General features: G+C 31.0%; 20 protein-coding genes. 16 read left to right on the top strand and 4 right to left on the bottom strand.

What is annotated here, in order from left to right; all coding sequences use genetic code 11:
• Positions 1 to 9 precede the first annotated feature (9 nt).
• Genes LQ668_RS02175 through LQ668_RS02165 form a run of 3 tightly spaced genes read right to left on the bottom strand, consistent with a single transcriptional unit; the run spans position 10 to position 1,282 of the window.
• Complete coding sequence (locus LQ668_RS02175) at positions 10 to 531, bottom strand: GNAT family N-acetyltransferase (RefSeq protein ID WP_239775874.1); 522 nt, start codon at positions 529 to 531, stop codon at positions 10 to 12.
• 27 nt (positions 532 to 558) lie between these two features.
• Complete coding sequence (locus LQ668_RS02170) at positions 559 to 969, bottom strand: YolD-like family protein (protein WP_239775873.1); 411 nt, start codon at positions 967 to 969, stop codon at positions 559 to 561.
• Positions 956 to 1,282, bottom strand: a complete 327-nt coding sequence (locus LQ668_RS02165; RefSeq protein ID WP_239775872.1) for a hypothetical protein — start codon at positions 1,280 to 1,282, stop codon at positions 956 to 958. Before LQ668_RS02165 ends, LQ668_RS02170 begins: the two co-directional genes overlap by 14 nt.
• A gap of 166 nt (positions 1,283 to 1,448) precedes the next feature.
• On the opposite strand from LQ668_RS02165, the gene LQ668_RS02160 reads away from it, so the two are divergent.
• Positions 1,449 to 1,610, top strand: a complete 162-nt coding sequence (locus LQ668_RS02160; RefSeq protein WP_157946511.1) for a hypothetical protein — start codon at positions 1,449 to 1,451, stop codon at positions 1,608 to 1,610.
• 234 nt (positions 1,611 to 1,844) lie between these two features.
• On the top strand, positions 1,845 to 4,151 hold the full coding sequence (locus LQ668_RS02155; RefSeq protein ID WP_239775871.1) for a CDP-glycerol glycerophosphotransferase family protein: 2,307 nt from the start codon (positions 1,845 to 1,847) through the stop codon (positions 4,149 to 4,151).
• A 63-nt stretch (positions 4,152 to 4,214) separates the two neighbouring features.
• Here LQ668_RS02155 and LQ668_RS02150 read toward each other — a convergent pair whose 3' ends face one another.
• Complete coding sequence (locus LQ668_RS02150; protein WP_078356275.1) at positions 4,215 to 4,433, bottom strand: hypothetical protein; 219 nt, start codon at positions 4,431 to 4,433, stop codon at positions 4,215 to 4,217.
• 172 nt (positions 4,434 to 4,605) lie between these two features.
• Between LQ668_RS02150 and LQ668_RS02145 the strand changes: the two genes are divergently transcribed.
• From LQ668_RS02145 to glpK, 14 genes are all read left to right on the top strand, one after another.
• Entirely contained in the window at positions 4,606 to 5,397 is a 792-nt protein-coding gene (locus LQ668_RS02145) for a TIGR00282 family metallophosphoesterase (RefSeq protein WP_078356276.1), read from the top strand.
• Between the two features lie 105 nt (positions 5,398 to 5,502).
• Positions 5,503 to 7,260: a 2-oxoacid:acceptor oxidoreductase subunit alpha gene (locus LQ668_RS02140; protein WP_107510024.1), complete on the top strand. Its 1,758-nt coding sequence runs from the start codon at positions 5,503 to 5,505 to the stop codon at positions 7,258 to 7,260.
• Positions 7,261 to 8,127, top strand: coding sequence for a 2-oxoacid:ferredoxin oxidoreductase subunit beta (locus tag LQ668_RS02135; RefSeq protein ID WP_107510023.1), 867 nt, complete (start codon positions 7,261 to 7,263; stop codon positions 8,125 to 8,127).
• Between the two features lie 74 nt (positions 8,128 to 8,201).
• Entirely contained in the window at positions 8,202 to 8,492 is a 291-nt protein-coding gene (locus LQ668_RS02130) for a thiamine-binding protein (protein WP_078356279.1), read from the top strand.
• A 127-nt stretch (positions 8,493 to 8,619) separates the two neighbouring features.
• Entirely contained in the window at positions 8,620 to 10,344 is a 1,725-nt protein-coding gene (locus LQ668_RS02125) for an ABC transporter ATP-binding protein (RefSeq protein ID WP_107510022.1), read from the top strand.
• Positions 10,341 to 12,185: an ABC transporter ATP-binding protein gene (locus LQ668_RS02120; protein WP_078356281.1), complete on the top strand. Its 1,845-nt coding sequence runs from the start codon at positions 10,341 to 10,343 to the stop codon at positions 12,183 to 12,185. The genes LQ668_RS02125 and LQ668_RS02120 overlap by 4 nt, the downstream gene beginning before the upstream one ends.
• Positions 12,186 to 12,197: 12 nt before the next feature.
• Positions 12,198 to 12,707: a GNAT family N-acetyltransferase gene (locus LQ668_RS02115; protein WP_107510020.1), complete on the top strand. Its 510-nt coding sequence runs from the start codon at positions 12,198 to 12,200 to the stop codon at positions 12,705 to 12,707.
• A 96-nt stretch (positions 12,708 to 12,803) separates the two neighbouring features.
• Positions 12,804 to 14,339 carry a tRNA (N6-isopentenyl adenosine(37)-C2)-methylthiotransferase MiaB gene (gene miaB / locus LQ668_RS02110; RefSeq protein WP_107510019.1) on the top strand — a complete coding sequence of 512 codons (1,536 nt, stop codon included), beginning with the start codon at positions 12,804 to 12,806 and terminating at the stop codon, positions 14,337 to 14,339.
• Positions 14,340 to 14,771, top strand: coding sequence for a YlbF/YmcA family competence regulator (locus LQ668_RS02105; protein WP_078356284.1), 432 nt, complete (start codon positions 14,340 to 14,342; stop codon positions 14,769 to 14,771). It begins immediately after the preceding gene.
• A gap of 117 nt (positions 14,772 to 14,888) precedes the next feature.
• Positions 14,889 to 17,414 (top strand): DNA mismatch repair protein MutS, encoded by a 2,526-nt coding sequence (gene mutS, locus LQ668_RS02100; RefSeq protein ID WP_239775870.1) that lies wholly within the window; start codon positions 14,889 to 14,891, stop codon positions 17,412 to 17,414.
• Between the two features lie 14 nt (positions 17,415 to 17,428).
• Complete coding sequence (gene mutL, locus LQ668_RS02095; protein ID WP_107509963.1) at positions 17,429 to 19,429, top strand: DNA mismatch repair endonuclease MutL; 2,001 nt, start codon at positions 17,429 to 17,431, stop codon at positions 19,427 to 19,429.
• A gap of 9 nt (positions 19,430 to 19,438) precedes the next feature.
• The gene (locus LQ668_RS02090) at positions 19,439 to 19,972 is read left to right on the top strand and encodes a glycerol-3-phosphate responsive antiterminator (RefSeq protein ID WP_239749502.1); all 534 of its coding nucleotides are present in this window, start codon (positions 19,439 to 19,441) and stop codon (positions 19,970 to 19,972) included.
• 196 nt (positions 19,973 to 20,168) lie between these two features.
• Positions 20,169 to 20,987, top strand: a complete 819-nt coding sequence (locus tag LQ668_RS02085) for an MIP/aquaporin family protein (protein WP_078356288.1) — start codon at positions 20,169 to 20,171, stop codon at positions 20,985 to 20,987.
• Positions 20,988 to 21,013: 26 nt separating this feature from the next.
• The gene (gene glpK, locus LQ668_RS02080) at positions 21,014 to 22,507 is read left to right on the top strand and encodes a glycerol kinase GlpK (RefSeq protein ID WP_107509961.1); all 1,494 of its coding nucleotides are present in this window, start codon (positions 21,014 to 21,016) and stop codon (positions 22,505 to 22,507) included.
• Positions 22,508 to 22,590 lie beyond the last annotated feature (83 nt).

Below are 22,590 nucleotides of genomic sequence, written 5' to 3'. Positions count from 1 at the left end.
ATTTATATTTTAAAAATCTAAATAATAATATATATCATATTTACCTTCTTGGTTAGTGAAACTATAGTCTTTCGTATTTAATCCGCCTATTTCAAATCCATAACGTAAATAAAAGCGATTAGCGCTTAAGTTATTGTCTTGCGCAATTGTATATAGTCCATATATTTCTTTTGTCTTTGCTTCTGATATTGCTGCATCTAACAACATTGTAGCAATATTTTTTCTGCGATGTGATGAAGCCACTTTTAAATCACTTAGATATAGATATTTATTCCAATTATTTTCGAAAATTGCTAAACCTACACATTCATCATTTTCAAAAGCACCAAGTGCAAATCCTTTTTTATTGATTATGTCTAGTTGATAATTTTCATCTGGAAAAACCATTGTTTCAGTTTCAGTTAAAATTTCATGATAATTCCATAAATTATTTGCTCTTGTAACGATTAATTTCCCGTATAATTCAAACTTTTCATTGGGCAGTTTAAGTGCTTTTTGATTCTCATTTGTTATTTTCGCTACATTTATCATAGTAGAAAATCCCCCCCTTATTAACGCTTATTCTATCTCTACAATGCAATCCATATTTAGCTTTAGCAACTCATTATTTTTAAGCACTTCTAACTTATTTCGTTCACTATCAAATTTATTTATTTCACAATCTACTTCTTTAAAATAACCATTATCCCAATATTTAATTGATGCTTTTGGATTATAGAATATCTTCTCTGCTAAAACATGATTTAAATCGTTTAATGCAGTGTCCTCTAATATAGGTTTATCAACCTTTGTTTGATCTCTTATAAACTGTCTAATCGTTTCGTATTGTTGTGGCATTGTCGCAAATGGTGCCCATTTAATCATACCACGGCCTTTAGGTATGTTTTGTTGAAGATATTTATTTGGTATTTTTCGATAATCAGATTCATATTTGTATGGTTCAGGCATACTCGGATTAATGACTTTCATATGCAAGTTCCTTATTTATTTTATTTAAGCGATGAATCGCGTTGTTTAATGCAACAATCATAGTATTTCTTTGAGTATGTGAAGACTGTACGTCATCATAAACTGTGCATAGTAACTCTAAATAATCTGAATATAAGATGAACTTTTCTGTTCGACTATTAAATGACTTAAGATAATGACAAACATTGTTTATTTCTTTATAAATAACTTTGTCGTTTAAAAATTTTGCGGTGTCATTAGTTGGATCAATGCTATCTAACATGTAAATATAAGATTCAAATTTATTAATCATTAAGTTTATATACTTATTCATAATTAACACCTCTCGTAGAATTATTATCTTCATTATACGAACAAGTGTTCGCATTTGTAAAGTGTTAAGTGGAAAAAATATTAAATCATCTTAAATAAAAATTAATACTTAAAAAATAAACGATTAATGAAAACGTGGTATATTGATGTTGAAGGGGCAATGATAAATGATGACTTTAAAATATATATTTATGAATTTAATCATAAGTCACTTAATAGGAATTCTAGTTTATTGCTTTATTGTTCAAGATTTGCTGATAGCGATTACTATAGGGATAGTAAGCTATATAATGAATGTATTAATTGATTTAATACCTGTTAAAGAATAGGATATGTAATCTTTTAAGGCTGCTAACTAGGGATAAAAAAACGTAACATTAAAGTTTATATAAAGGAGATAACTTGAACTCAGGTTATCTCCTTTTTTGTGTTAATTAGAATAAAATAAAATTTTTATCAATTATGTCATAAATTGTTGTTATATATAGATTAAATATTAAATTAGTGTTAATATAGAGAAAAAATTAAATTGTTAACTCCAATTAAAAGAGGGGCGAGATTGAATGAATATCAAAATTCTAGGGTTCAATCTTTTTGCAAAAGGTGGAACATCAAGAAGCAACATCAACTTAATCAAATCTTTTATTAAATCTAATCATGAGGTTACGTATTATAATTTTAAAGAATTTGATAAAACTGCAAAGTTTAACATCATGATCAATGAACAATTATTTGATAAAAATTTGAATTTCAAACTATTTGAGGATGCTCATGACTTAGTCGGAGCTGATTTAGTTATTTTGACGAGAGAAACTTTCTTTTATTTAGCAAGAGAAATTAAATCGATAGATTATCGTATTAAAATTGTAGGTGAGATTCATGCGCCATTAGCTTATATAAATGATGGTCAAGATTTAGCGATGGACTCTATCGATGCATTTAGAGTAAGTACAATGGATGTTAAAAATGATTTTATGAAACGCTTTAAAGTTACGAATGTTTTCAACCAATATGTAGATGCATCACATATTGAATTAAATGAAGAAGCAAGTGTAACAAAAAGAAACTTGTTAATTAAAGCTCGTTTTGAAGATAATATTAAAGACATTTCATATGTAATAAAATTGATGAATCGAATTGTTAACATTGAAGGGCATGACGATATTCAGTTATATATAAAAGGGTATGGTCCGTCTGAAATATTGTATAAGAACTTAATTCAGTATTATCATTTAGAAGATAATATACATATTAATGAGAGAGAACCGAAGAATTATATTTATATTTCTTCTTCACCATATGAAACGTTGGGATATTCTATATTAGAAGCAATTGCTGAAGGAAATAAAGCTTTTATTTACGCTGGTGAAGATGGTGTTCTTCAAAGAATTTATCAAAAATATCATGCGATTGAATTTTTAGAAAAAAATATACAAGACGATTGCAAACGACTACTTGACTTTATTGATCATAAATATACTAAAGAACAAAGAGCTGCAGATGTAGCATTGATGAAAGATACGTTTATAGATAGAGATTATGCGAATGATTTCATTGAGTCATCAATTGGGTGTATGAATGAACTTAAAAGAGGTTCAGTTAATACAAAAGTTTCAAAGAGCAATAATGGGAAGAAGTCAAAGCTTGAATATGGTAGAGATTTATACGAGCAATATAAAACAAAGCCATTATTAAGAGCAGTCTTAAATAATGAAAAAGTGTTTAATTTTGCTAAAGAGAAATATGAAAAAAGAAAAATAGATAAAATGAAACAAATATATGATCAAATTAAACCTTCGCATAACAAAGTGTTTATCGAGTCGTTTCATGGTAATAATTTTAGTGGAGATCCTAAGTATTTAGGAATTTATATTAAAAAACATTTTCCTGAAAAAGAGGTATACGTAAGTTCTAGAAATGCATTGGTAGATATGGAGGTTAGAAGTTATAATTTAGTTCCTATAAGATTCGGTAGTGAAATTTATAATCGAACATTTAGAGAATGTAAATATGTAATAGTGAATGGAAATACTTTAGATAGAGTATTTAAGCATAAAGAACAAATATTTATACAAACATGGCATGGTTTCCCTTTAAAAAGAATGTTGAATGATTTAGGGGATGAAATTGAAAGAAAAGAACAAGTTCAAGCATTTAGACCGAGAATGAAAAAGTGGGATTATTTACTTACTTCTTCGGCTATAAATACAATCCTATTGGAGTCCTCATTTGATCTTAAAGAGAATAAAAACTTACAAGTACTTGAGCTTGGTGCACCTAGAAATGAATATTTAATACAAAGTAATGAAGAAGAAAGCGATCGCGTTCGTTCTAAGTACTTCTTTACTAAAAATAAAGATAAGAAATTTATATTATTCTGTCCTACATGGCGAAAAGAGAAACGAGAAATATTATCAAAAATTAATCTGATCATTTTACTTGAACATTTGCCGGAAGAATATGAAATTATAGTTAAATTACATCCTAATGAAGCTCATTTAAGACGGATATATAGTGAATTGAGTGAACGAATCCATTGTTTTTATAATGAATTTGTAGATATTCAAGAAATATACTTGATTTCAGAAGCTATGATTACAGATTATTCCTCAACAATTTTCGACTTTGCACATTTGAATAAACCAATATTCTTATTACAAGAAGATACGGAAGATTATTCACAACAAATCGGTTTTTATTTCGATATATTTGAACTTGTAAATATTGAAATTGCAAGTAATGATGAACGCATTTTAGCAAGACAGTTATTAGAGAACAAAGAAATTGATTACTACAATATTACGAATAGACTATTAGATGCAGACAAAATCGGAACAACAGAAAATATTGTAAACTTTATAATGAAATAATCCAAAATAACATCTCTACAATTATTGTAGAGATGTTATTTTGGATTAATATTTTATAATTAATTAATGTGTTAAGTTCAGTTCTAATTCTAAAGCTTCTTTTAAGACGTTAGATGTTTCTTGTGAATTAACACCACAATTACCATACTTTTCAGCAAGCTTAAATGCTGTAACGTATAATTCTAAACAGTCTTTCGCAATATCTTCTGCATTTTCTTCTACGGACGGATTTGCACTAACCACTAATTCTGCAAATTTTTCTGGTTGAATTTCAATTCCCATGTTTAAATAAACACTCCTAGTAAGATTTTGTAACGTTAACAAAACAATCATATTTCAATCATGTCTATATAGCGTCCATTTTATAAATACCCTAATAAAAAAATATTAATCATCTCTTTTAAAAATTTTTGTTTTGAATTAGAATATATAGTGTATAGAGAGGATGTCAATATTGAGAATTTTATTTATAGGTGATATTGTAGGTAAATTAGGAAGAGAGCAATTAGAAAATTATTTACCAAAAATTAAAGCAAGTTATAAACCAACTTTAACCATTGTGAATGCAGAAAATGCTGCTCACGGCAAAGGATTAACAGAAAAATTATATAAAGAAATATTACGTATGGGTGCTGACTTTTTAACAATGGGAAACCATACATATGGTCAAAGGGAAATATACGATTTTATAGGTCAAGCTAACAGAATGGTACGACCTGCAAATTTTCCTGAAGAAGCACCTGGAATAGGTATGAGAATTATTAAAGTAAATGATAAAGATATTGCAATTATTAATTTACAAGGCCGTTCATTCATGCCAGCAATAGATTGCCCATTTAAAAAAGCAGATGAACTAATTGAACAAGCATCGAAAATAACACCATATATATTTGTAGACTTTCACGCTGAAACAACGTCTGAAAAGAATGCAATGGGTTGGTATTTGAATGGGCGAGTGAGTGCTATGGTTGGAACACATACACACATTCAAACTTCTGATGAGCGCGTGTTAAATGGTGGTACAGCATATATTACGGACGTAGGAATGACAGGATACTATGATGGTATTCTTGGCATTAAAAAAGAAGAAGTTATAGAAAGATTTATAACAAGCTTGCCACAACGTCATAATTTGCCAGATGAAGGTAGAAAAGTATTGTCTGGTGTAATTATTGATCTCAATGCAGAAGGTAAGGCTAAAAAAATTCAAAGAGTTTTAATTAACGATGATCATCCATTTGAATAGTATCGTCCATTAGACTGATTTTTACTAAAGCCCTTTAATTTCATAGGATTAAAGGGCTTTTTTTGTTATGATATAAATTGAGATATTACATGGGGAGGCCATAAAATGAAATCACAAATTTCATGGAAAGTTGGCGGACAGCAAGGTGAAGGAATTGAATCAACAGGTGAAATTTTTGCAACTGCTATGAACCGCCAAGGATATTATTTATACGGATACCGTCATTTTTCAAGTAGAATTAAAGGCGGTCATACGAACAATAAAATTAGAGTATCGTCGAAGCCAGTTAGAGCTATAAGTGACGATTTAGATATATTGATTGCATTCGACCAAGAAACAATAGATGTAAATTATGGTGAAATGCTTGAAGGAAGTATAATAATTGCTGATGAAAAAGCTAAACCACAAAATCCTGAAGATAGTAAAGCTCAATTAGTAAGTCTTCCGTTTACAGGTGTAGCTAAAGAACTAGGAACTGCTTTAATGAAAAATATGGTTGCTGTAGGTGCAACATGTGCAGTTATGAATTTAGATACAAAAGTATTTGAATCATTAATTAAAGATTTGTTCGGTAAAAAAGGCGAGAGTGTTGTAGATTTAAATATACAAGCTTTAAATGAAGGCTATCGCTTAATGAAAGAAGAAATGGAAAGTTTAAATAGCGAACATACATTAGAACCTATTGATTCAGAAGGTCATTTATTCATGATAGGTAATGATGCAATTGGTTTAGGTGCAGTTGCAGCAGGTGTTAGATTTATGGCAGCTTATCCAATTACACCAGCTTCTGAAATTATGGAATACATGATAGATCGCTTACCTGCTTTAGGTGGTGCTGTTATCCAAACTGAAGATGAAATTGCAGCATGTACTATGGCGATTGGTTCTAACTATGCTGGCGTACGTTCATTTACATCATCAGCAGGACCAGGATTATCATTGATGATGGAATCTATTGGTTTATCAGGTATGACTGAAACACCACTTGTTATAGTTAATACACAACGTGGTGGTCCATCAACAGGTTTACCAACTAAACAAGAACAGTCTGATTTAATGCAAATGATTTATGGTACACATGGTGATATTCCTAAAATTGTGTTAGCGCCAACAAGTGCAAGTGATGCATTCTATTTAACGATAGAAGCATTTAACTTAGCTGAAGAATATCAATGTCCAGTAATTTTATTATCAGATTTACAATTGTCATTAGGTAAACAAACAGTTGAATCTTTAGATTATGATAAAGTTGAAATTCGTCGTGGAGCATTAGTTGAAGGTGATTTAGAAGCACAAGAAGATAAAGCATACTTTAAGCGTTATGCATTAACTGATTCAGGTGTTTCACCTCGTGTATTACCTGGAACTAAAGGTGGAATCCACCATGTTACAGGTGTAGAACATAATGAAGAAGGTAAGCCTTCTGAAAGTGCTGAAAATAGACAAAAGCAAATGGATAAACGTATGCGAAAAACTGCTCAATTGCTAATCGATGAGCCAGTTGAATCAAATGAAAAATATGATGAAGCGGATATTCTTTATGTAGGATTTATATCAACTGCTGGAGCAATTGATGAGGCGATTTCTAGATTGGATCATCAAGGCGCTAAAGTAAATCATATTCAAATAAGACAATTACATCCATTTCCTTCAGACGTTGTACAAGAAGCATTCAATAAAGCTAAAAAAGTAGTAGTAGCTGAACATAATTATCAAGGTCAACTATCTAATATTATTAAAATGAATATAAATCATCAAAATAAAATCATAAACCAAACAAAATATGATGGTACACCATTCTTACCACATGAAATTGAAGATAAAGCATTAGAAATAGTAAGCAATTTGAAGGAGTTGATATAATTGGCAACATTCAAAGATTTTAGAAATAATGTTAAACCAAACTGGTGCCCAGGATGTGGAGATTTCTCAGTACAAGCCGCAATTCAAAAGGCTGCAGCTAATGTAGGGCTAGAACCAGAAGAAGTTGCACTTATTACAGGTATCGGTTGTTCTGGACGATTAAGTGGATATGTAAATTCATATGGTGTCCATTCTATACACGGTCGTTCATTACCGTTAGCTCAAGGCGTTAAAATGGCTAATAAAGACCTAACAGTTATAGCATCTGGAGGAGATGGTGATGGCTTTGCAATCGGTATGGGCCATACGATTCATGCCTTAAGAAGAAACATGGATATGACTTATATTGTAATGGATAATCAAATTTATGGATTAACTAAAGGACAAACATCGCCAAGTTCTGCAAAGGGTTTTGTTACTAAATCAACTCCGAAAGGAAACATTGAACAAAATGTAGCGCCTTTAGAACTTGCTATTTCATCAGGTGCGACTTTTGTAGCACAAAGTTTCTCAAGTGATATTAAAGAATTAACAAATATCATTGAAGAAGCGATTAATCATAAAGGATTTTCTTTTGTTAATGTATTCTCACCATGTGTGACATACAACAAAATTAACACGTATGATTGGTTTAAAGAGAATTTAACGAAACTTGCTGATATTGAAGATTACGATAATTCAAATAAAGCTCAAGCTATGCAAACAGTGCTTGATACAGAATCTATGATTACAGGTATTATTTATCAAGATAAAGAAACACCATCATATGAATCTCAAATAGAGCAATTTGATGAAGAACCTCTTGTTAAAAAATCATTAAAACTTGAAAAAAATCAATTTGATGAACTTGTTTCTCAATTTAAATAATTGTATAATAGTCACACTTTAAGCTCATAGATTTATCTATGGGCTTTTTTTCTAAATTGAAGGGAGAACATAAAATGACAAATACGTTAATGAGCATTCAAATTATTCCCAAACATAATGAAACAGAAGTTATACCATTAGTTGATGAGGCAATTAAAGTAATCGACCAATCTGGATTGAAATATGAAGTTCATCCTTTAGAAACGACAATTGAAGGAGAAATGAATGCTTGTTTGATTTTAATAGAGCAAATAAATGAAAGAATGGCTGAACTTGAATGTGAAAGTATTATTTCTCAAATAAAGTTTTATCATGTTCCAGAAGGTATAACTATGGAATCTTTAACAGAAAAATATAAAGAATAAACCACTTTTTTTAATATTATTTTTAATTGTATGAAAATGAATCATAATTAAAGTTAAGTAGAAGTTAAAATAAAAAGGAGAATGTTATAGAAATATTTCGTTTTATGAAATAAAGGGGACGAGCAAATTGAAGACAGTACTTAAATTTATTAAACCGTATAAATGGCTATTCGCATTAGGTTTAATATTAATGTTAGTAGAGCTAGCAGTAGAATTAGTTCAACCAATTTTTATATCTGAAATTATAGATAACGGTATTTTGAAGGATGATTTAAATCACGTTTATTTATATTTAGCAATTATGCTTGTAACAGGTTTAGCTGCACTAGTTTCTGGTGTGTGGAATAGCTTCGTAGCAGGTCATGTCAGTCAAGCATTTGCTTATGATTTAAGGACTGCCCAATTTAGCAAGATACAAACTTTTTCTTTAGCAACCTTAGAAAAATTTAAAACGTCTAGCTTAATCACTAGATTAACAAGTGATGTAAACAATTGTGATCAAGCAGTTTATATGTCAATTAGAATTATGTTAAGAGCACCATTGATGATTATTGGTAGTATAATAATGAGCTTTGTTGTTGAACCTAGGTTAGCGATTTACTTAGTTATAGGTACACCAATTATTTTTATAATTATTTTTATAATTGCTCGAACGGGATCTAAACTATTCACTAAAATTCAAAGAAAGTTTGATGAAATGAATAGATTTTTCCAACAAAATTTGGAAGCAGTTAGATTGATTAAAGCAAGTCAAACGAGTGAACAGGAAACAAGTCAGTTTAAAGAAAAAATTAAAGATATTAGACACAATTATACATATGCATTAAGACTTATGGAACTTATCAATCCATCATTATTACTGATTATAAATGGTAGTATTTTAGCTGTTATTTGGTTTGGTTCAGATATGGTAAATCAATCTACATTAGAAATAGGTAAGCTCGTTGCCATTTTAAATTATGGAATGAGAATGCAAGGTGGCTTTGGTATGTTAGCATTTTTAATTATGACATTAAGTAGAATGAAAGCTTCAAGTGACCGCATTGAAGAAGTGCTAATTACAGAATCAGATGAACGAGTGATAAATGACGAAGTAAACCATTCTTCAAATTATGCTTATAGTATTTCATTTAAAGATGTTTCATTTACATATCCAAATGCACATAATCCTGTATTAGAAAATATTAGTTTTGATGTTAAACCTAAAGAAACTTTTGCGATTATGGGTGCTACTGGTTCAGGCAAGTCAACATTATTAAGTTTAATACCTAAAATGTACAAAGCAACATCTGGCGAAATATTATTAAATAACAAAAATGTGAATGACTGGGATATAGAAGCTTTAAGAGATGCTATTGGTTATGTACCTCAAAAAGCACTTTTATTTTCAGGAACAATATATGAGAATTTGCAGTTTGGAGATCCGTCTGCAGAAATAGAAGAATTAGAAATGTCATCTGAAAAAGCACAAATTCATCAATCTATTGAGCGTTTTGATAATCAGTATGACACTTTAATTGGTCAGCAAGGTGTAACTTTATCAGGTGGTCAAAAACAAAGACTGTCAATCGCTAGAGCTCTCGTAAGAAAGCCGGGGTTATTAATCTTAGATGATTCTACTTCAGCATTAGACATTAAGACAGAATCGGCTTTATGGGATGCATTAGAAGATGAAGATACAACGAAGTTAATAGTGACTCAAAAGATTTCAACAGCTAAGACCGCTGATCGAATTATGTTACTTGTAGATGGACGGATTGAAGCAATAGATACACATGAGTCTCTATTAGCAACATCAAGACTTTATAAAGAAATCGCCAATAGTCAAGAAAGTGCGGTGAGTTCATCATGAGTATAAAACAACCTTATGGTCATCAGCCTGTTTTCAAAGCTGCAGATTTTTCAAAAAAGAATCCGAAAAAGAAAAAAAGAGCACGTGATACTAAAGGAACATTACTTAATATTTGGAATTTAATTGATGAAAAGCGAATTCAATTGATAATCGTAATATTTATGATTGTATGTGCTTCAATATTGAGTCTAATTGGACCATTTTTAATCGGTCGTATAATCGATACAAAAGTTATACCTAAAGATTTAAGTGGTCTCCCTCAATATATTGTAATCATACTGATTGTTTATGTATCATTATCCATAACTTCATATATTGGATCATTTATGATGGTGAGCATTGCACAACGTACAGTCTATTTATTAAGAGATCAACTTTTTAAACATTTTCAAAAGTTGCCAGTATCATATTATGATAAGAAGCAACATGGCGAATTAATGAGTCGAATGCAAAATGATATTGAAAATGTATCACAAGTTTTAAATTCATCGTTCATTCAATTTACTTCTAGTGTAGTGACATTAATAGGTACACTTTCAATAATGCTCTATTTAAGTCCGTTACTCACACTATTAACTATGACGATCATTCCAATCATGTTCGTGAGTTTAAGATGGATTACAGCACGTACGAGTGTATTATATGCTTTAAGGCAAAAACAACTCGGTATTATGAATGGCTATATTGAAGAAATTGTGAACGGTCAAACAGTGGTTAAAGCATTTTCTCAAGAAAAATATGTAATGGAAACATTCAATGAAAAAGCAAGAAATGTAAAAGAATATAGTTTCTGGTCAACAACAATTGGTGGCATGATACCAAAAGTAATGAACTACTTAAATAATTTAAGTTTTGCTATCGTAGCAGGAATTGGTGGTATTTTAGCTTTAAATAATGCAGCTGGGGTAACAGTCGGTGTTATAGTTATTTTTGCAGAATATGCGAGACAATTCACACGACCTTTATCAGATTTAGCAAACCAATTTAATACTGTATTATCAGCTATTGCCGGTGCTGAACGTGTATTTGATATTATGAATGAACCAGTTGAAAAAGATGAAGACGATGCATCAGATTACGAAGATATAAAAGGTACTATTGAATTCGAAAATGTTGTATTCAAGTATGATAAGACTCAAAAAAATCCAACAATCAAAGACTTGTCCTTTAAAATAAATAATGGTGAATCGGTAGCATTAGTTGGTGCTACTGGAGCTGGTAAAACAACAATTGTTCAACTTATATTACATTATTATGATGTACAAAGTGGAAAAATTCTTATAGATGATATTCCAATCAATAAAATGACGCGAAAGTCTTTAAGGAAAGAAATAGGTGTTGTGTTACAAGACCCATATTTATTCGATGGAACGATAAAAGATAATATTATGTATGGCACACCAAACGCAACTTATGAACAAGTAATTGAGGCTTCTAAAAAAGCAAATGCACACGAATTTATTAAAGAGCTTGAGAGTGGTTATGAAACTGTTTTAAAAGGGGAATCCGGCTCATTGTCACAAGGGGAAAGACAACTTGTATCAATAGCAAGATGTTTGTTACAAGACCCTAAAATCTTACTGTTAGATGAAGCGACAAGTAGTATAGATACAGTGACAGAAATAAAAATTCAAGAAGCTTTAGAAACTTTAATGATCGGTAGAACGAGTATTATTATTGCCCATAGGTTGAATACTGTTAAAAAAGCAGATTTAGTATTTGTATTGGCAAACGGAGAACTTATTGAATCAGGTACACAACAAGCTTTAATAGAGCAACAAGGCATTTATTATCATATGCTAAATGCGAATGACGAAGAACAAATTAAAGAACTGCATTAAAGAGGTGAATTTATGGAATTTAGAGAAATAAATACAGATATCGAAAGCATGTTTACAGAGTATATAAGTGAATGGTATGAAAATGAAGAAAGTGTGGTTCCATGGTCAACTGATGTAAAACACCATGGTGGATTCAAAGACATGTTAATGATGCAAAAAGAAGCAATTAATCCAATTAACAAAGACTTTGTAAAAGCAAAAACATTTGTCTTAATAGATAATCAGCATATTGTAGGTGCTGTAAATATTAGATATGCACTAAATGAATTCTTGGAAAATAAAGGTGGACATGTTGGTTATGGGGTAAGAAAAAGTGAAAGAGGTAAAGGGTATGCAACAAAATTGTTAGAGTATGCACTGATAGAATTACGTGAAGAATCAGTTGAAAAAGCGCTCATAACATGTGATGAAAATAATTTAGCAAGTCAAAAGGTTATTATTCATAACAATGGTGTTGAAGCAGAACCTTTTATATCAGATGACAACGAAATTACAAAAAGATTTTGGATTAATCTTGAATAAATGTTAACTGTGAAAATATTTAAACTTTTTTGCACTTTGTGTTGAACTCTAATATAATATAAAGATGTAAATATATGGGCAGAAAGGGTTTTGACATTGAATGAAGAGCAAAGAAAACATGGTGCTAATGCGAAGACAGAACCTAATTTAGAAAAAGATTATAGCAAATACTTCGAACATGTTTATCAACCTCCAAACTTAAAGGAAGCTAAACAAAGAGGTAAATCACAAATTGAATATCATGATGATTTTAAAATAGATGAGCGACATAGAGGGATGGGGAAAGGTCGTAAATTCTATATTAGAACTTATGGTTGTCAAATGAATGAACATGATACAGAAGTTATGGCGGGAATATTCCAAGCGTTAGGATATGCACCAACTCATTCTGTTGATGATGCAGATGTGATTTTACTTAATACTTGTGCAATAAGAGAAAATGCTGAAAACAAAGTATTTAGTGAGATTGGTAATTTAAAGCATCTTAAACAAGAAAGACCAGACTGTTTAATTGGTGTATGTGGATGTATGTCTCAAGAAGAATCAGTTGTAAATAAAATTCTCAAATCATACCAAAATGTTGATATGATTTTCGGTACACATAATATTCATAGATTGCCAGAAATTTTAGAAGAAGCGTATATGTCTAAAGCAATGGTAGTTGAAGTGTGGTCAAAAGAAGGAGATGTTATTGAAAATTTACCTAAAGTTAGAAATGGTAGAATAAAAGCATGGGTAAATATAATGTATGGATGTGATAAGTTCTGTACGTATTGCATCGTACCATTCACACGTGGTAAAGAAAGAAGTCGTATGCCAGAAGAAATTATTGCTGAAGTTAGAGATTTAGCACGACAAGGTTATCAAGAAATATGTCTATTAGGTCAAAACGTAAATGCATATGGTAAAGATATTGAAGGATTAAATTATGGTCTAGGTGATTTATTAAATGATATGACTAAAATTGACATACCAAGAGTTCGCTTTACAACGAGTCATCCATGGGATTTTGATGATCGATTAATTGAAGTGATTAAAAATGGTGGAAATATCGTACCTCACATACATTTACCTGTTCAATCTGGTAATAATCAAGTACTAAAAATTATGGGTCGTAAATATACTCGTGAAAGTTATCTTGAGCTAGTTCAAAAGATTAGAGCAGCAATACCAGATGTTGCATTGACAACTGACATCATTGTTGGCTATCCTAATGAGACAGAAGAACAATTTTTGGAAACGATTAAACTTTATCATGAAGTTGGATTTGAACATGCATATACGTATGTATATTCACCTAGAGAAGGTACGCCAGCAGCTAAAATGAAGGATAATGTTCCTGACAAAGAGAAAAAAGCAAGACTTCAAAGATTAAATAAAGTGGTTGGAGAGTATACAGCTAAATCATTGAAACCATACGAAGGACAAGAAGTATATGTATTATGCGAAGGTTCTAGTAAAAGAGATGATGAAGTATTAGCTGGATATACTGAAAAAAATAAATTAGTTAACTTTAAAGGTTCAAAAGATGTAATAGGAAAAATAGTAAAAGTTAAAATAACTGAAGCTAAGCAATATTCATTAAATGGTGAATTTATAGAGATTGTATCTAAAGAAAAGGTGGTACATTAAATGTATACAAAAGAAGATATTCTTGATCAAGCAAGAAAATTAGGTAAAATGATGTCTGAAACAGAAGAAGTAGATTTCTTTAAACGCGCTGAAGCTCAAATACATGAGAATCAAACTGTAAGAGAAAAAATGGCAAGTTTAAAATCATTACAAAAACAAGCTGTCAATTTCCAAAACTATGGTAAAGAAAAAGCATTAGCAATGGTTGAAGCTAAAATAGAAAATATAGAAAAAGAATTAGATGAAATGCCAATAGTAAGTGAATTTAAAGAAGCTCAAGTAGAAGTAAATGAACTGTTACAAATGGTGTCTCATTCAATTAGTCATACTGTTACAAATGAAATTATTGAATCAACAGGTGGGAATCAGCTTACTGGTGAAACAGGTGCTGCAGTGAATAATGCACCAAATACGAGCAGTTGTTCACATTAATAAACATAATCATTAGTCTGCCAATGCGTAGGCTAATGATTTTTTTTTACTCGTTTATTGTTAGAAATTTTGATAAAATAGATAAATCGAAAGTTAAAAAAAGGAACGTGAAAATAGATGTCTAAACCAACGCCAATGATGGCTCAATATTTAAAGATAAAATCACAATACCAAGATACATTATTATTTTTTAGATTAGGTGACTTTTATGAAATGTTCTATGATGATGCAGTTGAAGCATCTAGAGTTTTAGAAATTACTTTAACTAGAAGAGATGCTAAAAAAGATCCAATTCCTATGTGTGGTGTACCTTATCATTCTGCTTCAGGATATATAGAAAAATTAATATCTAAAGGTTATAAAGTAGCAATTTGTGAGCAAATGGAAGATCCGACTCAAACTAAAGGTATGGTTCGTAGAGAAGTTGTACAAGTAATTACACCGGGTACTGTTATGGACCAAAAAGGAATGGATGAAAAAGCTAATAATTATATTTTAAGTTTTATTAAAGAAGATGGGGAGTTTCATTTAAGTTATTGTGATGTAACGACAGGAGAGTTAAAGGTAACTTCATTCATTGATGAAACAACTTTGATTAACGAAATTACAACGATTCATCCGAATGAAATTATAGTGAATAAAATTTTGCCAAATAATTTGTATAAACAAATTCAACTTATAACTGAAACAATCACTGTTGTAGATAGTTATGATGAACGTGATTACGAAGTTGTAACTAATACTTCTCAAGCTCAAAAGAAATCATTAAATTATTTATTAAATTATATCCATGATAATGGTAAAAGAGATATGCCTCATATAGAAGAAGTTGTGGTGTATAGAGCACTAGATTATATGAAAATGGATTTTTATGCTAAAAGAAATCTTGAATTAACTGAAAGTATTAGACTTAAATCAAAAAAAGGAACACTTTTATGGTTAATGGATGATACAAAAACGCCAATGGGAGCAAGAAGATTAAAACAATGGATTGATAGACCATTAATTAAACAACGAGATATTGAACAAAGATTAGATGCTGTTGAACTATTGGTCAACGGATTTATTGAACGTGATGAGTTAAGAAGTTACTTGAATATGGTATATGATATAGAAAGACTAGTTGGAAGAGTAAGTTATGGTAATGTGAATGCTAAAGACTTAATTCAATTAAATTATTCAATAAAACAAATTCCGTATATTAAGGAAATTATAGAAAGACTAGATTCAAATTCAATTGAAAGATTTAAAGAGCTTAAACCGTTAAGAGATTTAGAACATTTACTTGAAGAAAGCTTAGTTGAAGATCCGCCAATCTCAGTAAAAGAAGGTGGAATATTTAAAAAAGGATACCATGAAACACTTGATCAATATAAAGAAGCATCTACAAATGGTAAACAATGGATTGCAGAGTTACAGTTGAAAGAAAGAGAAAGAACCGGTGTGAAATCATTAAAAGTAAGCTTTAATAAAGTTTTCGGATATTATATAGAAATTACTAGAGCTAATTTAAATAACATAGATACTGATGCACTCGGTTATCAACGTAAACAGACATTATCAAATGCTGAAAGATTTATTACGGAAGAACTTAAAGAAAAAGAATCTATTATTTTAGGTGCAGAGGATAAAGCGATAGCATTAGAATATCAGTTATTCCTTGAATTAAGACAGAAAGTTAAGGCATTTACTGAACAATTACAAACACAAGCGAAATTGTTATCAGAGTTAGATTGTCTACAAAGTTTTGCTGAAATAGCACAAAAAAATCGTTACACAAGACCAATATTTAGTGAAGACAAAACTTTATCATTAAAATCATCTCGTCATCCAGTTGTTGAGAGAGTAATGGATCATAATGATTATGTGCCTAATGACTGCTATTTAGATCAAGAAGGGTTTATATACTTAATAACTGGCCCAAATATGTCTGGTAAAAGTACTTATATGCGACAAATTGCGATTATAAGCATTATGGCTCAAATGGGTGCATATGTACCTGCAGATTACGCGCAATTACCTATATTTGATCAAATATTTACAAGAATTGGTGCTGCAGATGATTTAGTATCAGGTAAAAGTACATTTATGGTTGAAATGTTAGAAGCGGAAAAAGCAATGGTTGGTGCAACAGAAGACAGTTTAATTATTTTTGATGAAATTGGTAGAGGTACATCAACATTTGATGGATTGGCATTAGCGCAATCTATGATTGAGTATGTACATCATCATACAAAGGCAAAGACATTATTTTCTACACACTATCATGAACTTACACATCTTGATGAAACTTTATCTGGACTTAAAAATATTCACGTTGCAGCACAAGAATACCAAGGAGAACTCATTTTCTTGCATAAAGTTAAAGAAGGCGCGGTTGACCAAAGTTATGGTATACATGTTGCAAAATTAACTGATTTGCCTGATGAAATTATAGAAAGAGCACATACTATTCTTCAGGAATTAGAATCTCATACAAAAGTAGAACGTAAAGTTGAAAAATTTGACCAACCTGCATTCCAATTGTTTGAAGAACATAGCCCGTCTGAAATCGAGAAGAAAATTAAATCAATAGATTTGATGAATATAACGCCTATAGAAGCATTAACAAAAATTCAAGAATTACAAAATCAACTTAAATAGAAAGTGTGAGTGCATTGGGAAAAATTAAAGAGCTTGAATTATCTTTAGCCAATAAAATTGCCGCTGGAGAAGTTGTAGAAAGACCTGCTTCTGTCGTGAAAGAATTATTGGAAAATGCAGTAGATGCACAAGCAACTCAAATAGATATAACTATAAAGGAATCAGGCATACAATCAATTAGAGTTGTAGATAATGGAACTGGTATAGAAGAAGAAGACATTAATAAAGCATTTGGAAGACACGCAACAAGCAAAATAAATAATGACTATGACCTATTTCACATACGTACTTTAGGCTTTAGAGGTGAAGCATTAGCGAGTATTTCATCTGTAAGTAGAGTGACTATGAAGACATGTACTGATGGTATGCTTGGACATGAAGTACAAGTTGAAAACGGTGAAATTATTAAACAACAACCGGCAAAAGCTAAAAAAGGTACAGACATACTTGTGAAAGATTTATTTTATAATACGCCAGCAAGGTTGAAATATGTTAAAAGTCTATATACAGAATTAGGTAAGATTACAGATATCGTAAATAGAATGGCGATGAGCCATCCGAATATTTCATTTAATCTCGTATCTGATGATAAAACAGTGCTGTCAACTAATGGATCTGGTAAAACGAACGAAGTGATGGCAGAAATTTATGGCATGAAAATAGCTAAAGATTTAGTGGAAATCAAAGGTGAAACAGATGATTATGTAATGAAAGGTTACGTCTGCAAACCTGAACATACGAGAAGTAATAGACATTATATTTCTATTTTTATTAATGGTAGATACATTAAGAATTTTGTTCTAAATAAAGCTATCATCGAAGGTTATCATACACTTTTACCAATCGGCAGATATCCTATTGTCTATATTAATATTGAAATGGATCCTATATTAGTAGATGTAAACGTACATCCGACTAAACTAGAAGTAAGACTTTCAAAAGAACAATTACTTTATGATTTAATTAATAACAAAATTAAAGAAGCCTTTAGAGGAATGTCTCTAATACCAGGCACTTCTTTAGATAACCATATGCCTAAAAAATCACAAAAAGAGATTTTTGAACAGCAGAAGTTAGATTTTGAAGCTAAACGTAGTCAGGAACAAGTGAAACAACAAAGTCAAATTGATAATGACACGATAGATGAAACAAATGAATTCAATAAAACGTTTGAAAATAATTACAAACAAAATTTAACGAATAGTACTAACTCACAGCAATGGCAATTTAAAGATAAAAAAGATAACCATTCATTTATAAATGAAGATATAGATACAAACACAGAACATTCGTATATTCAACATGAGGATGAGCAAGCTGAAATTGAAAAAACAGAAATTAATAATAACGAATACGAACACGCTATTAATATAGAAAATACAAATGACAATGATGAACAAAGTCAAATTGAAGAAACTAAATCAAGTACACCGCGAGTTCCTTATATGGAAGTAGTTGGTCAAGTGCATGGAACATATATTATTGCTCAAAATGATACAGGAATGTTTATGATTGACCAACACGCCGCTCAAGAACGTATAAAATATGAATTCTTTAAAGAAAAAATTGGGGAAGTAACGAATGAAACTCAAAGTTTATTGTTGCCATTAACATTTAACTTTTCAAGAGACGAACATATGATTATTGAAAAATATTTGCATCCTTTAGAAGAAGCGGGCATATTCTTAGAACCAATTGGACATCATGATTATATGGTTAGTGAATATCCCGTTTGGTTGCCACATATTGAAGCAGAAGAAATCATTAAGGATATGATTGATTATGTATTAAAACATGAAAAAGTAGATATTAAAAAATTGCGTGAAGATGCGGCTATTATGATGAGTTGTAAAAAATCAATTAAAGCTAATCACTACTTAAGAAATCATGAGATGAGTCACTTGATTGATGAATTAAGAGATACAACTGATCCATTTACTTGTCCACATGGTAGACCAATTATTATTGAATTAACAACTTATGAGTTAGAAAAATTATTTAAAAGAGTCATGTAGGAGGATAAGATGAATAAACATATATTACCGGCTATTCGATCTATGAAAGATATGGAAAAATTCTTTAAGATGGACTATGATCGTTGCGTATTATTAGATACTCATATAGGTCATTTGCAAGGGATTTTAGAACAAATAAAAAAACATGATACAGAAGTTATGTTGCATATAGATCTTATAAAAGGTTTATCTAATGATGAAGCTGCTGTTGAATATGTTATACAACAATATAAACCACATGGCATTATTTCAACTAAATCAAAAATTATAAGACGTGCGAAAAAGTTAAATACTTTAACGATATTACGAGTGTTTATCTTAGATAGTACCGCCTTGAGTAGAAGCATTGAATTGATTAAACAGTCGGATCCAGACTTAGTAGAAGTTCTGCCAGGTGTTGCAACTAAAGTAATTAAAGAAATCAGTGACCAAACAGGTAAACGTATAATTGCCGGTGGATTAATAAATACGGAAGAAGAAATTGAACTTGCTATTGAAAGCGGTGCCCAATATATCACGTCTAGTGATACATCAATTTGGTAAATTGATTTGACAACGTTTTCATATAGTATTATACTTCTAATTAAGTTAATATATGAGATGAGTAAATGAGACCCTCTATGACAAAAACACTATGCGATAAATTTGTATAATTAATTATGCGAATAATAGGTATAGTTGTAAGTTCGTAGAGGGATTTTTATGTATTAGCACGAAAAATATTAGGAGGGTGTTTAATATGAGTGAATTTTTAGCGGAAGTAATTGGTACAGCCATTTTGATATTATTTGGTGGCGGTGTATGTGCTAACGTTAACCTTAAAGGTGCGTTAGGTAAAGGTGCAGATTGGATCGTTATTTCGTTAGGTTGGGGGCTTGCTGTTATGCTAGGTGTTTATGCAGCTGGTAATGTTTCGGGAGCACATTTAAATCCTGCAGTAACACTTGGGTTTGCAATTGACGGATCATTCCCATGGTCTAAAGTTGTTCCATTCATCATTGCTCAAATGATCGGTGCCATGATTGGTGCAGCACTTGTATGGGCTACATATTTACCACATTGGAAAAAAACTGAAGATCAAGGTGCGAAATTAGCAGTATTCTCTACTGGACCTTCATATCCAAACTATGTTGCCAACTTCTTAAGTGAGATTATTGGAACTATGATCTTAGTTATGGGATTATTGTTTATAGGAGCTAATAAATTTACTGACGGTTTAAATCCACTTATCGTAGGTTTATTAATCGTAGCGATTGGTTTAAGTTTAGGTGGTGCGACTGGTTATGCAATTAACCCAGCTCGTGACATTGGTCCACGTATTATGCATATGTTATTACCAATTCCAGGTAAAGGAAGTTCAAACTGGAAATATGCAGTTGTTCCAATTTTAGGACCTATTGCTGGTGGTATGCTTGGTGCAGCATTGTACAACATTTTATTTAACGGGGTTGTTAATGGTTTAGTTATTTTCTCACTCATCTTTACAGTTGTTGTCGTATTATTCGGTATTGTATTGAATAAAGCATTACTAAAAGGTGAAGTTTCTGAAATTCTGTAACAAACAAATTTATAGGAGTGTTTAATATGGAAAAATACATTTTATCAATTGACCAAGGTACAACAAGTTCAAGAGCTATACTATTTGATAAAGAGGGAACTATCAAATTTGTTAGCCAACGTGAATTTAAGCAATACTTTCCAAAAGGCGGTTGGGTTGAACATGATGCAAACGAAATTTGGACATCTGTTCTAGCAGTTATTTCTAGTGTGTTGAATGAAAATAACGTTAGTCCTAACCAAATTGAAGGTATTGGAATTACTAACCAAAGGGAAACAGCAGTTGTTTGGGATAAAAATACTGGTCGTCCTGTATACCATGCAATTGTTTGGCAATCTAGACAAACACAAGACATATGTGCAGATTTGAAATCTAAAGATTTAGAACCAATATTTAAAGAGAAAACAGGTTTGTTATTAGATCCTTACTTCTCAGGTACAAAAGTAAAATGGATTCTAGATAATGTTGAAGGTGCTAGAGAAAAAGCTGAAAACGGTGATTTACTATTCGGTACAATTGATACATGGTTAATTTGGAAATTTACTGGAGAAACGCATGTAACAGACTATTCAAATGCAAGTAGAACATTAATGTATAATATTTACGACTTAAAATGGGATGAAGAATTATTAGAATATCTTGATGTTCCAAAATCAATGTTACCTGAAGTTAAACCATCAAGTGAAGTTTATGGTTATACACAAGAACATCATTTCTTCGGTGAAAAAATTGCGATTGCTGGAGTAGCTGGTGACCAACAAGCTGCATTATTTGGCCAAGCTTGTTTCGAAAGTGGAGATGTTAAGAACACTTATGGTACTGGTGGTTTCATGTTAATGAACACAGGTGAAAAAGCAGTGAAATCTGATAGTGGATTACTTACAACATTAGCATATGGTTTAGATGGAAAAGTAAACTATGCACTTGAAGGTAGTATCTTTGTATCTGGATCTGCAATCCAATGGTTAAGAGACGGATTAAGAATGATTAAATCTGCTCCAGCTTCAGAAGAATACGCAAAACGTGTTAAATCTACTGAAGGCGTTTATGTTGTACCAGCATTCGTTGGTTTAGGTACACCATATTGGGATGCTGATGCTAGGGGTGCCATTTTCGGATTAACACGTGGTACTGAAAAAGAACACTTCATTAGAGCAACATTAGAGTCATTATGTTATCAAACAAGAGATGTGTTAGAAGCAATGGAAAAAGACTCTGGTATTAATGTTGAGACATTAAGAGTTGATGGCGGAGCAGTTAAGAATAATTTCTTAATGCAATTCCAAGCAGATATTGTAAACACACCGGTTGAAAGACCTGAAGTAAATGAAACTACTGCACTAGGTGCTGCTTACTTAGCTGGATTAGCGGTAGGTTTCTGGAAATCAAAAGATGAAATACAACAAAGATGGAAATTAGAAACAGAATTCAAACCTGAACTTGAAGAAGAAGAAAGAGAAAAACTTTACAAAGGTTGGAAAACTGCAGTAAAAGCCACTCAAGCTTTTAAATTAGATTAAGTTGTGTTATCATTAAGGTAAGTTAATATTCCGTAGAGACGTGAGAGGCTTTGTTCGTACAATTTATTGTAGGGATGAGTCTC

Source organism: Mammaliicoccus sp. K-M42 (assembly GCF_022386375.1).
In the GTDB taxonomy this organism is placed as follows: Bacteria; Bacillota; Bacilli; order Staphylococcales; family Staphylococcaceae; genus Mammaliicoccus; species Mammaliicoccus fleurettii.
This window is presented reverse-complemented; position numbering and strand designations above follow the sequence as displayed.